Source organism: Erwinia sp. S38 (assembly GCF_016624545.1).
GTDB lineage: Bacteria > Pseudomonadota > Gammaproteobacteria > Enterobacterales > Enterobacteriaceae > Erwinia > Erwinia coffeiphila.
Window position 1 is genome coordinate 136,859 of record NZ_JACVTS010000002.1, and the last position, 12,499, is coordinate 149,357.

The 12,499-nt window shown below is 52.6% G+C and carries 12 protein-coding genes and 2 tRNA genes; 7 read left to right on the forward strand and 7 right to left on the reverse strand.

Annotated features, from left to right (window positions below; all coding sequences use genetic code 11):
- Positions 1-145: 145 nt before the first annotated feature.
- Entirely contained in the window at positions 146-769 is a 624-nt protein-coding gene (locus IBT46_RS02720) for a thymidine kinase (protein ID WP_200543800.1), read from the reverse strand.
- 297 nt (positions 770-1,066) lie between these two features.
- Between IBT46_RS02720 and hns the strand changes: the two genes are divergently transcribed.
- Complete coding sequence (gene hns / locus IBT46_RS02725; protein WP_105595227.1) at positions 1,067-1,474, forward strand: histone-like nucleoid-structuring protein H-NS; 408 nt, start codon at positions 1,067-1,069, stop codon at positions 1,472-1,474.
- A gap of 114 nt (positions 1,475-1,588) precedes the next feature.
- Here the strand turns inward: hns and IBT46_RS02730 are convergent, their stop codons facing one another.
- The 5 genes from IBT46_RS02730 to rssA form a co-directional block, all read right to left on the reverse strand.
- Positions 1,589-2,596, reverse strand: a complete 1,008-nt coding sequence (locus IBT46_RS02730) for an NAD-dependent epimerase (protein WP_200543802.1) — start codon at positions 2,594-2,596, stop codon at positions 1,589-1,591.
- A gap of 14 nt (positions 2,597-2,610) precedes the next feature.
- Positions 2,611-3,951: a UDP-glucose/GDP-mannose dehydrogenase family protein gene (locus tag IBT46_RS02735; RefSeq protein WP_200543804.1), complete on the reverse strand. Its 1,341-nt coding sequence runs from the start codon at positions 3,949-3,951 to the stop codon at positions 2,611-2,613.
- Positions 3,952-3,975: 24 nt separating this feature from the next.
- The gene (gene galU, locus IBT46_RS02740) at positions 3,976-4,884 is read right to left on the reverse strand and encodes a UTP--glucose-1-phosphate uridylyltransferase GalU (protein ID WP_105595230.1); all 909 of its coding nucleotides are present in this window, start codon (positions 4,882-4,884) and stop codon (positions 3,976-3,978) included.
- Positions 4,885-5,077: 193 nt separating this feature from the next.
- Positions 5,078-6,091, reverse strand: a complete 1,014-nt coding sequence (gene rssB, locus IBT46_RS02745; protein ID WP_200543806.1) for a two-component system response regulator RssB — start codon at positions 6,089-6,091, stop codon at positions 5,078-5,080.
- Positions 6,092-6,186: 95 nt separating this feature from the next.
- A complete protein-coding gene (gene rssA / locus IBT46_RS02750) occupies positions 6,187-7,092 on the reverse strand; it encodes a patatin-like phospholipase RssA (RefSeq protein ID WP_200543808.1) in 906 nt (301 codons plus the stop codon).
- Positions 7,093-7,255: 163 nt separating this feature from the next.
- Here rssA and IBT46_RS02755 point away from each other — a divergent pair, with 163 nt between their 5' ends.
- The 6 genes from IBT46_RS02755 (at position 7,256) to IBT46_RS02780 (ending at position 10,401) form a co-directional block, all read left to right on the forward strand.
- Positions 7,256-7,717: a YchJ family protein gene (locus IBT46_RS02755; protein ID WP_200543811.1), complete on the forward strand. Its 462-nt coding sequence runs from the start codon at positions 7,256-7,258 to the stop codon at positions 7,715-7,717.
- 39 nt (positions 7,718-7,756) lie between these two features.
- Positions 7,757-8,605, forward strand: a complete 849-nt coding sequence (gene purU / locus IBT46_RS02760; RefSeq protein ID WP_105595234.1) for a formyltetrahydrofolate deformylase — start codon at positions 7,757-7,759, stop codon at positions 8,603-8,605.
- 144 nt (positions 8,606-8,749) lie between these two features.
- Positions 8,750-8,834, forward strand: a tRNA-Tyr gene (locus IBT46_RS02765).
- A gap of 118 nt (positions 8,835-8,952) precedes the next feature.
- A tRNA-Tyr gene (locus tag IBT46_RS02770) sits at positions 8,953-9,037 on the forward strand.
- Positions 9,038-9,199: 162 nt separating this feature from the next.
- The gene (xthA, locus tag IBT46_RS02775; protein WP_200543813.1) at positions 9,200-10,006 is read left to right on the forward strand and encodes an exodeoxyribonuclease III; all 807 of its coding nucleotides are present in this window, start codon (positions 9,200-9,202) and stop codon (positions 10,004-10,006) included.
- A complete protein-coding gene (locus tag IBT46_RS02780; RefSeq protein WP_200543815.1) occupies positions 10,006-10,401 on the forward strand; it encodes a pyrimidine (deoxy)nucleoside triphosphate diphosphatase in 396 nt (131 codons plus the stop codon). The genes xthA and IBT46_RS02780 overlap by 1 nt, the downstream gene beginning before the upstream one ends.
- A gap of 124 nt (positions 10,402-10,525) precedes the next feature.
- Here the strand turns inward: IBT46_RS02780 and IBT46_RS02785 are convergent, their stop codons facing one another.
- Positions 10,526-12,496: a DNA topoisomerase III gene (locus IBT46_RS02785; protein WP_200543817.1), complete on the reverse strand. Its 1,971-nt coding sequence runs from the start codon at positions 12,494-12,496 to the stop codon at positions 10,526-10,528.
- Positions 12,497-12,499: the final 3 nt, after the last annotated feature.

Genomic DNA, 12,499 nt, shown 5'->3' on the forward strand with positions numbered 1-12,499 from the left:
CGGGTATAGCACTACGGTAAGAAACAATGCCGGTTACTCAACGTAACCGGCATTTTTTTGCCGTCATGAAAAGTATTCTAAACAAAACGGTTAACCTGACTTAACCTCGCCCAGGAATCTTCTCAAGTCGGAAAATTAATCGGGTTTATCCTTCTGTGCCATGCTGATTACCAAAAATAGCACGAGAGGAACCGGTTTCCAGCGCTTCGTAGTAGTGCTTGCGGCAGACGGAAACATAACTTTCATTTCCTCCTACCTGTACCTGCGCGCCCTCTTTAAACGGCTTGCCTTGTTCATTAAGGCGCAGGACCATTCCGGCTTTTCTGCCGCAGTGGCAGACGGTTTTTAATTCCACCAGCTTATCAGCCCATGCCAGCAGGTACTGGCTGCCGCTGAACAATTCACCCTGAAAATCAGTACGTAACCCGTAGCAAAGCACGGGGATATCCAGCAGGTCGACAACGTCGGCCAGCTCTTTGACCTGGGCACGGGTAAGAAACTGGCTTTCATCCAGCAGGACGCAATGAACGGGTTCAAGAAGACTCTCAGCCTTAATTTCACTAAATAGTGAAGTCTCGTTACTATAAAGTCTGGCTGGTGCAGAAAGGCCAATTCGTGAGCCAATCCGCCCCGTACCGAAACGATTATCAAATTCAGCGGTATACACCATCGTACGCATTCCGCGCTCTTGATAATTATAAGAAGACTGCAACAAAGCCGTGGATTTACCGGCGTTCATCGCCGAATAATAGAAATAAAGTTGAGCCATCGGCCCTTACTCCGCAGGTCATAAATGATGCGCGAAGTGTAGCATAATCTTTGCGTTTTGATGGTGATAAGCTAATTATTATTAGGGGTTTAACTGTAACACCCGCCTGTTGGTTTGATAGCCGATATCGATGTTATTTTTGCCATAATCGATAATCACCCGGCTTTAAACTGTGTAATATGTGTCTATTAGTTGTTTTCTATTCCTCGGACAATTAGCTATTGCAGTTAGCTATCGTCACCACTATTATTATCGGGCAAGAAGTATTCCTATCAATATAAATTAGAGAAGTGGACAATGAGCGAAGCACTTAAAATTCTGAACAACATCCGTACGCTGCGTGCGCAGGCAAGAGAATGCAGCCTGGAAACTCTGGAAGAAATGCTGGAGAAACTGGAAGTTGTGGTTAATGAACGCCGCGACGAAGAAAATCAGGCGCAGGCCGAAGTTGAAGAGCGTACTCGCAAACTGCAGCAATATCGCGATATGCTGATCGCTGACGGTATTGACCCGAACGAATTACTGTCCAGCCTTGCTGCGGCCAAAGCACCCGGTAAATCTAAGCGTGCGGCGCGTCCGGCTAAATATCAGTATGTTGAAGAAAACGGCGAAACGAAAACCTGGACCGGCCAGGGCCGCACTCCGGCAGTAATCAAGAAAGCAATCGAAGAACAAGGTAAGCAGCTGGACGACTTCCTGCTGTAATTACTCTTAGAGTCCGCCTCTAATACCGCACAGTGTGTGCGTTTATTTAGTTTTATTTTTTATCACCAGGCATCAGTAAAAAAGGAAGCGTAAGCTTCCTTTTTTTATTCATCATCAGACCTGATAAAAGTCTCTGTACCACGCGACAAAGTGCGCGACACCCTCCGCCACTGCGGTCTGAGGCTTATAGCCAATTGCCTTGTACAGCGCGCTGGTATCCGCACTGGTATCCAGCACATCACCCGGCTGCATCGGCAGCATGTTCTTCGTTGCCGTCTGCCCGAGCGCATTCTCCAGCGCTTTTATATAGTCCATTAACATCACAGGATGGCTGTTGCCGATATTGTAGACCCGATAAGGTGCGGAACTGCTGGCCGGGGTTCCTGTTTCAACCGTCCAGTTTTCATCGCGCTGGGGAATAATGTCCTGCAGGCGCAGGATAGATTCGGCAATATCGTCGATGTAGGTAAAGTCCCGACGCATTTCGCCATTATTATAAACGTCGATACTTTCACCCGCGAGAATAGCGCGAGTAAACTTAAACAACGCCATATCCGGACGTCCCCAGGGGCCATAGACGGTAAAGAAACGCAGTCCGGTGGTAGGAATACCGTACAGATGGGAATAGGTATGGGACATCAGCTCATTGGCTTTTTTGGTTGCCGCATACAGCGATACCGGATGGTCAACGGAATCATCCGTAGAGAATGGCAGTTTACGATTCAGGCCATATACCGAGCTGGAAGAGGCATACAGTAAATGCTCAACCTGGTTATGGCGACAGCCTTCAAGAATATTTAAATGACCGATAAGATTCGCGTCTGCGTACGCCAGGGGATTTTCCAGTGAATAACGCACGCCGGCCTGGGCGGCAAGGTGAATTACGCGCTGGAAATGCTGCTCACGAAACAGACTGGCAATACCTTCCCTGTCGGCAAGATCAATTTTTATAAAGGTAAATTCGGGATGGTTGTTAACCAGTTCGAGGCGGGCTTTTTTCAGATTAACATCGTAATAATCATTCAGGTTATCGATACCGATAACCTGGTGACCGGCATCAAGCAGGCGTTGAGTGACATGAAAGCCAATAAATCCTGCTGCGCCGGTAACCAGATATTTCATACTTGCCTCTTCAATTATGCAATGTTTAGAGATGCTCCGCGGCCGATTGCATAATAGACAAAACCGCGTTTGCTGATTCTTTCTGGATCATACAGGTTACGACCATCAAAAATCACGGCTTCTTTCAGGGCATCTTTAATCACATCAAAATCAGGTGCGCGGAAGTTCTGCCACTCGGTGCAGATGACCAGGCCATCAGCACCCTGCAACGCCGCTTCTTTGGTTCCCATCAGCTTCAGATCGCTGCGGTGACCGTAGATGCGCTGTGCTTCATCCATCGCTTCCGGGTCGAACGCCTGCACGGTCGCCCCTGCCTGCCACAGTGCTTCCATCAGCACGCGGCTTGACGCTTCACGCATATCATCGGTGTTAGGCTTAAATGACAGGCCCCACAGAGCGAAGGTTTTGCCCTCAAGGTTGTCACCGAAGTGATGCTTAATAAAGGTCGGCAGCTTGTTCTTCTGCGAATCGTTCACGTCCTCTACCGCCTGCAGCAGACGCGGCGTGTAGCCAATCTGCTCAGCAGTACGGATCAGCGCCTGAACATCTTTCGGGAAGCAGGAACCACCATAGCCGCAGCCAGGATAGATGAAGGAGTAACCGATACGTGAATCAGAACCAATCCCCTGACGTACTTTCTCAACGTCTGCGCCCAGACGCTCGGCCAGGTTGGAGATTTCATTCATAAAGCTGATTTTGGTTGCCAGCATGCAGTTTGCCGCATACTTGGTCAGCTCAGCACTGCGAATATCCATCAGGATCATACGGTCATGGTTGCGGTTGAATGGCTCATAGAGCTCACGCAGCAGCTCAACAACTTCATCGTTGTCGGTACCAATAACAATACGCTCAGGACGCATACAGTCGTTGACTGCCGCACCCTCTTTCAGGAATTCCGGGTTAGACACGACATCAAAGGTCAGTTCAACACCGCGTCCTTTCAGCGTTTCTTCCATTACCTGACGCACGCGGTCGGCGGTGCCTACCGGTACGGTGGATTTATCCAGCACCACTTTGTGTGAAGTCATGTGCTGGGCGATAGTCCGCGCCACGGCAGTGACATACTTCAGGTCGGCAGAACCGTCTTCATCCGGCGGCGTTCCCACGGCGATAAACTGCATCACACCGTGATTCACCCCTTCCTCGGCGTTCGTGGAGAACTTCAGGCGACCGGCCTCATAGTTCTGCATCACCAGCGGAGTCAGCCCTGGCTCAAAAATTGGAATCTGACCTTTCTTAAGATTCTCGACCTTATTTGCGTCAACATCGATGCAGAGAACGTCATGTCCAACTTCTGCCAGAACAGCAGCCTGCACCAGTCCGACGTAACCGATACCAAATACGGTGACTTTCATTGTGTTGTCCCGGTTAAAATGAAATTATTTTTTACTGCCTACGGTGCTTTCCAGCCACGCTTTGAAATCACTGCCCAGCGTGTTGTGGCGAACACCGTACTCAACGAAGGCCTGCATGTAACCCAGTTTGTTACCGCAGTCATGGCTGACGCCTTTCAGGTGATAGGCTTCAACGGTTTCTTTTTCCATCAGCATAGCGATAGAGTCGGTCAGCTGGATCTCATCACCGGCACCCGGAGGGGTTTTCGCCAGCAGCGGCCAGATGTCCGCAGACAGCACGTAACGACCCACTACCGCCAGATTAGACGGTGCCTGATCGGCTTTCGGTTTCTCAACCACGCCTACCATCGGCGCGCTCTCACCGGCTTTCAGTTCCGCACCTTTGCAGTCAACAACACCGTAGGCGGTCACGTCAGCAACCGGTTCAACCATAATCTGGCTGTGGCCGGTTTCATCGAAGCGGCGGATCATATCGGCCAGGTTATCCTTAGACAGATCGGATTCGTACTCGTCCAGAATCACGTCCGGCAGGATCACCGCAACCGGCTCGTTGCCCACCACTGGCCATGCGCACATCACCGCATGTCCCAGACCTTTTGCCAGACCCTGACGAACCTGCATAATGGTCACGTGCGGTGGGCAAATTGACTGAATCTCTTCCAGCAGCTGGCGCTTAACGCGTTTTTCCAGCATGGCTTCCAATTCAAAACTGGTGTCAAAGTGGTTTTCAATGGAGTTCTTAGAAGAGTGCGTAACCAGCACAATTTCATTAATTCCTGCTGCGATACACTCGTTAACGACATACTGAATTAACGGCTTATCAACCAGCGGCAGCATCTCTTTAGGGATCGCTTTGGTTGCTGGCAACATACGTGTTCCCAAACCCGCAACCGGGATTACCGCTTTCTTGACTTTAGAATTATGGGCAGACATCAAAGTACCTCTCATTTAGGCCGTTCAAGTTATTACTTGATATGTCGAGTTTAAAAACAGAGTGAGTATACCAGTTAGACCCGCGCGGATTTATCCTGGTAAATTCATTTATGCAAAAATTAAGACTATTACCCAAGTGTAAAGCTTATCGATGCCTCTGTCTTGCCGGGCGAATAGAAAGGAGCGTGACTGGTCAATCCGTACTCAGCATTAATCTCAGCCGGCCACCAGCGCCCCACACCTGGCACTGCCAGGCATCACAACGCTGGCTGATTTGATTAAGATGCGTACTGCCCAGCGTACCGAGCGGTACGCCGTTACTGAGTTGAATTTGCTGGCTGTGGATACTGAGCGCGGCATTCAGTCCGGCGGAGACCAGAATCAGATTTTTCAGGTCGCGGTTATAATAACCAACCAGTAAAGGAAATTGTCCTTCCAGATTAACCTGTCGTAATAATTGATTAACCTGAGTAAGCAATCCGCTTAACTCCGGCAAGCGTTGAGACTGACCGGACAATTGCTCCTGAAGCAGGCCATTAAATAATGCACGTAATAACAGTGCGGCCAGCACACCATTATCTCCGGCACGGGTCACATCCAGACAATAAAATGCCAGATCTTTCTCCGATAGTGCCGCCACATCAAGAACCAGACCCGGCTGTTCGGCCATCGTCAGCTGCCGATAGTTTATGCGGCAGTGGGCAATGGTTTGCTGGACCGGCGGCTGCAGCTGCTGCAAAAGTTTAGCTGCGGCAGAAGGGTCACGAACCAGCGCATCCCAGTCCTGGAACAGCTGTTCATCTTCTTCGACTTTCGAGGAAAACATTGAGGGATAAAGGCACTCAAAAACCACTTCGCGCAGTCGGGCCAGATCTTTAACCGGCTTCAGCAACACATCCTGCACGCCCAGCCGCAGTACTTTGGCAATATCTGACATGTTCTCCGTGGCGGAAATCACCAGAATTGGCAGCGTCTGGCCTTTACTACGCAGTTGGCTAACCAGCGTCAGGCCATCCATATGCGGCATGGCAAGGTCACAAATCATCATATCAGGCGTGCTGCGTTGCAGATGTTCCAGAGCCTGAACGCCGTCATCTGCCAGGCTTATTTGCGCGCCGAGTGAGCTGAGGAAGTTATCAAGCAGGGAGCGGAAAACAACTTCGTCCTCAACGATGAGAATGCGTTTTCCACTTAACGGTTTTTCCATTGTTCTCCCCAGCAAAACAGATACCTCAATAGTGGTCTATAAATCGCAGATTTGCCTCTCTGAAATGGCTCTCTCCGCACGATAAATCGATTACGCTATTGTCTGTCGCGGACAAGTGGCAGTAATTCATCCATTTTCTTTTCTACCGACAATCTTCCCGCCTCAATGGCTTCATCAGCGCGATGAAAATCCAGCGTAGAGATTTGTGGGCAAAATGGCTGTAGCAGCACATCCGGCGGGTCACCCGCCATACGGTTACGCTTCAGGCGATTCTCCAGCACCTGTATCGAGGTGGACATAATTTCCATCGCACTGGGTGAATGGTTGACTTTTCTTTGCACCAACCGCCCCAGCCCCTGACGCAGCCGCCCGCCCCAGCTGTGCGGCTGGCTTGCCTCGCTGCCCTCCGGCTGCGGCGTAACGGAAAACAGATCCTGCTGCATCAGATGTGCGTCATGCTGCAGATCGACAGCAATGACAATATCGGCCCCCAGCGCCCGGGTTAACGAAACAGGTACCGGATTCACCACTGCACCGTCAACCAGCCAGTAGCCGTTCCAGGCCACCGGCGACAGCAGACCGGGCATACTGCAGGATGCTCTGACCGCCTGATGGAGATCGCCTTCGGTCAGCCACAGTTCTCGTCCGGTACTTAAATTCGTGGTCACTGCACCGAAAGGCAGGCTGCACTGTTCAATATTGTCATTGGCTATCAGTCGTTTAACGTGGCTAAACACCCGTTCCCCGCGCAGCAGGCCGCCGCGCTGCCACGAAAGATCCATCAGACGAAGAACCTGCCAGTAGCTGAACGACCGCACCCAGGATTCCATCAGCGGCAGCCTTCGACTGGCGTAGGCAGCCCCTACCAGCGCGCCAACGGAACAGCCCGCGACAACATCAATACGAATGCCCGCTCGTTCGAGTGCGTTAATCACACCAATATGCGACCAGCCCTTCGCCGCTCCTGAGCCCAGCGCCAGCCCGATTTTAATTTTTCTCATTACACCTCTGGCAAGAATACCTGTATCCGTTTTACTGCCACACCCTGGCGATAAAGAGACTCAACGAAGGGGTCAGAACGATCAAAATGGCATCGCTGCCTCTGGTCGGTTACCATCAGCGCACAAATTCTGAATTAACCGTCTTGAACGAGCTGGAGCCAACGTGTCTGAACCTTGTCCTTGCGGTAGCGGAATGCAGTATAGCTTATGTTGCGAATCGTATCTAAAAGGTGCGTCACTCCCTGCAACACCAGAAGTATTAATGCGTTCCCGCTACTGTGCCTACGTCAAACGTAATACCCGCTATTTGATCGATAGCTGGCATCCTTCCTGTCATGCGGAGCGTTTTGCAGAGAGTATCGAAGAGAGCTACATCGCCACACAATGGCTTGGACTTAACGTCATTAGCAGTGAAATCATGGCAGATTCCGCTCAGGGATATGTCACGTTTTTTGCGCGCTTTACGGAAAATCAGCGCGAAAGCTTTATTCATGAACGTTCGCGCTTTCTTCGTGAGGAGCAACGCTGGTACTATATCGACGGAACCTTCCCGCCAATCGGGCGCAACGATCAGTGCCCCTGTGGCTCTGGCAAAAAATACAAGAAATGCTGCGGTCAGAACTGACCCTGATTTCCCTTTTGTATCGACAGGATTACCATCGTAATGCAAGCGCAAACACTGCAACGAAAAGTTTTACGCACCATCTGCCCGGATGCTAAAGGGCTGATCGCGAAAATTACCAACATCTGTTACAAACACGAACTGAATATCGTCCAGAACAATGAGTTCGTCGATCACCGCACCGGGCGCTTCTTTATGCGTACCGAACTGGAAGGCATCTTTAACGACACCACCCTGCTGGCCGATCTCGACAGCGCACTTCCTACCGGATCGGTACGCGAATTGCAGCCAGCCGGTCGCCGCCGCATTGTTATTCTGGTGACCAAAGAAGCCCACTGCCTCGGCGATCTGCTGATGAAAAGCGCCTACGGCGGGCTGGATGTCGAAATCGCTGCCGTTATCGGCAACCACGAAACGCTGCGTACGCTGGTTGAACGCTTTGATGTGCCGTTCGCGCTGGTCAGCCACGAAGGACTGACGCGTGAAGAGCACGACAATAATATGGCGGCGGTCATCGATCGCTATCAGCCGGACTACGTGGTGCTGGCGAAATATATGCGTGTGCTGACCCCGGCGTTTGTTCAGCGTTATCCGAACCAGATTATCAATATTCACCACTCGTTCCTGCCGGCCTTTATTGGTGCCCGTCCTTATCACCAGGCCTATGAGCGCGGCGTGAAAATCATCGGCGCAACCGCGCACTACGTGAACGATAACCTGGATGAAGGCCCGATTATCATGCAGGACGTGATCCACGTGGACCACACCTACACCGCCGAAGATATGATGCGCGCGGGCCGTGACGTAGAGAAAAATGCCTTGAGCCGTGCGCTGTATCAGGTGCTGGCACAGCGCGTATTTGTCTACGGCAACCGCACGATTATTTTGTGATGCCGATACTGCTGTTTTGCCTTACAAAACAGCAGTTCGGGCAAAAAATCGGCGAACGCGCTCTTTTATGAATAACGGGGCTTTACAGCGTCAGTTCATTTGATATGATGCGCTCCGCTTAACAAGCGCAGTAGCAAGGCCAGTGGTGGGGTTCCCGAGCGGCCAAAGGGAGCAGACTGTAAATCTGCCGTCATCGACTTCGAAGGTTCGAATCCTTCCCCCACCACCATTTCAACCAGGTTTTTGGCTGAAACTAGGCTTCATTCTTTCTGCGACTGCAGATAGCGATGAGAAAATGAGATCCGTTTTGTTTTCGTTGTACTGTGAATTGTTAACACGCTTCCCCTGGTGGGGTTCCCGAGCGGCCAAAGGGAGCAGACTGTAAATCTGCCGTCATCGACTTCGAAGGTTCGAATCCTTCCCCCACCACCATTTCAAGCATCCTCTCTCTCTATCTTTTTTAACTTCACAACCTGATTTTCAAATACGCCATTGAGTCGATTTTGCCGCACGTTTCATTTCGGCAACAGATGACATTTCTGCCAGACTTCTGCTACCATTCTGTCATCTTTTCGCCACGAAATGGCCCACGCTATGAAATTTGTCTCCTTTAATATCAATGGGCTACGCGCTCGCCCTCACCAGCTCGCCGCGATTGTTGAACAGCATCAACCGGACGTTATCGGCCTGCAGGAAACTAAGGTTCACGATGATATGTTTCCGCTGGAAGAGGTCGCAAAGCTCGACTACAACGTGTTCTATCACGGCCAGAAGGGCCACTACGGCGTTGCCCTGCTCTGCAAAGCCGCGCCGGTTGCCGTCCGCCGTGGTTTCCCCGGTGATGATGAAGACGCACAGCGCCGTATTATTATGGCTGATATCGAAACGCCAGCAGGCCTGCTGACGGTCATTAACGGCTACTTCCCGCAGGGGGAAAGCCGCGACCATCCAATCAAGTTTCCGGCGAAGGAAAAATTCTACCGCGACCTGCAAAACTATCTGGAACAGAATCAAAGCCCGGCAAATCCGGTGCTGATCATGGGCGATATGAACATCAGCAGTAGCGATCTGGATATCGGCATTGGTGAAGACAACCGCAAGCGCTGGCTGCGCACCGGGAAATGTTCGTTCCTGCCGGAAGAACGTGAATGGATGGATCGTTTAATGAACTGGGGTCTGGTAGACACCTGGCGCGCGCAAAATAGCGAAGTTAACGACCGCTTCTCCTGGTTCGACTACCGTTCTAAAGGCTTCGATGACAATCGCGGTCTGCGCATTGACCTGCTGCTGGCCAGCCAAACGCTGGCTGAACGCTGCACGGCAACCGGTATTGATTACGATATTCGCGGCATGGAAAAACCGTCCGACCACGCGCCGATTTGGGCGCAGTTCGCCTTCTGATGTCCAACACTAACGAGCTGGAAGTCGTAGCCGCAATGATTGTGCGAGAGGGTATGCTCCTGCTGGCCCAGCGTGGTCCGCAGGGCGACCAGTCCGGATTGTGGGAATTTCCCGGCGGCAAAGTTGACGCCGGTGAAAGCCAGCCGCAGGCGCTAAAACGTGAGCTGATGGAAGAACTGGCGATCGATGCCGTCATTGGTGATTACATCGCCAGCGAAAGCCGGGTTGTTGGGGAACGCAAAATCAATCTCCATGCCTGGCTGGTGACAGATTTCACGGGTGAACCGACGGCACTCTGCCATCAGTCCCTCGTCTGGGCGGAGCCGCCGGAGGCATTCAGCTTTGCACTGGCTCCCGCTGATATCCCACTACTTGAAGCATTTTTGCAGCGCTAAGCTTTACGGCACGATACTCCTGATTGCCTGATTGCCTGATTGCCTGATTGCCTGATTGCCTGATTGCCTGATTGCCTGATTGCGGGAGTTTATCGCGAATATCCCCCAATGGAATGCCGAAAGGTCAGACTTGATCCTGGCCAGAGTCCACATTGCCCGACCGCCCAGCCTTGCCGCTTCCCGCCTTTGACGAAGCCGCTTTACGACGCGGCTTCTTCGCCTGACCTGACGACGGCGCGGGCAGCCCGCGGAAGGCATGTGCCGCAGGCTGCTGGCGAGCCTGATGAATCAGCGAGTACAGCGTATCCACCAGCGGCTGCATAAAGTCCTGATAGCGGCACTGTTTTTCACTGATTTTCGTTAGCGTGGATTCCCAGTGCGCGGTCATATCCGGGCGGGCGGCCATTTCAGGTAATGAGTGAATCAGCGCCCTTCCCGCCGGGCTGGAGTGAATATAGCGCCCTTTCTTAAACAGGAAAGTGCGTTTGAACAGCAGCTCGATAATACCCGCCCTCGTCGCCTCGGTGCCCAGACCGTCGGTGGCGCGTAGCACCTTCTTCAGATCTTTATCCTGCACAAAACGCGCGATTCCGGTCATCGCCGACAGCAGTGTGGCATCGGTAAAAGGGCGCGGTGGCTGCGTCTGTTTCTCTACCACTTCGCCGCGCTCGCACAGCAGCTCATCACCTTTCGCGACCACCGGCAGCGGCGTACCGTCGTTTTCCTCATCGCGTTCCTTGCTGCCCAGCAGCGCGCGCCAACCGGCCTCCGCCAGGAAACGCGCTTTCGCAATAAATTTTCCTCCCGCGATATCCAGTTCAATCACACATTTGCGGTAAACCGCATCAGGACAGAACTGCATCAGATACTGGGTGGCAATCAAACGATAAATTCGCTGCTCATTTTCATTCAGCGACACCCGACTGCTGCGCGCGGTCGGTACTATCGCGTGGTGGGCATCCACCTTTTTGTCATCCCAGCAGCGGTTACGAATATCGCTGTTAAAATCGGCGGGCGGTGTCAGATCCGGCTGATGGCTGTTAATCGCATTGAGGACTGCGTGCCTGCCGGAGAAATGTTCATCAGGCAAATAGCGGCTGTCCGAACGCGGATAGGTAATCAGCTTGTGGGTTTCATACAGCCGCTGGCAGGTATCCAGCACCATCTGGGCACTCAGGCCAAACCGCTTACCGGCTTCAATTTGCAGGCTGGAAAGTGAAAACGGCAGCGGCGCGGTGTCATTTTCACGTTTGTCGTTATAACTGGTGACCAGCGCTGGCTGACCGCCGATGCGCGCGACCACGTGATCGGCCAGTGGGCGATGCAGCAGACGCCCTTCTTCATCCTGATACGGTTCGCAGGATTCACTGGGCTGCCACAGAGCAACGAAACGCTCATCCTGCGGGGTGACGATGTGCGCTTTCACTTCAAAGAAATCTTTCGGCACAAAGTTTTCAATTTCTTCATCTCGCCGCACTACGAGCCCCAGCACCGGGGTTTGTACCCGGCCGACCGACAGCACGCCGTCATAGCCCGCATTGCGCCCCAGCAGCGTGTAGGCGCGTGTCATATTAATGCCGTAGAGCCAGTCAGCGCGCGAACGCGCCAGCGCCGAGACGCACAGCGGAATAAATTCCCGATTCTGCCGCAGCCGGCCAATGGAACGCTCCACCGCCTGCGGATTAAGATCGTTAATCAGGCAGCGCTGCACGGCGGCACGTTTCTCTGTCGGTAGGGTCAGATAATCCAGTACTTCATCCACCAGCAGCTGACCTTCACGGTCCGGGTCTCCGGCGTGAACCACTTCGCTGGCTTCACCGAGCAACTTTTTTATCACGTTGAGCTGCTTCGCCACCGACGGGCGCGGCTGCAGCTGCCACTTTTCTGGCACAATGGGTAAATCAGCCAGCGACCAGCGGGCAAAGCGGCTGTTATAGCTGTCGGGCTGCGCCTGCTCTAACAGGTGCCCCACGCACCAGGTGACGACCTGATCGTCACCGCAGGCGATGAAACCATCGCCACGGCGGTGAGGTTTCGGCAGGACATCCGCAATCGCGCGGGCAAGGCTGGGTTTTTCGGCAATAAACAGACGCATCCG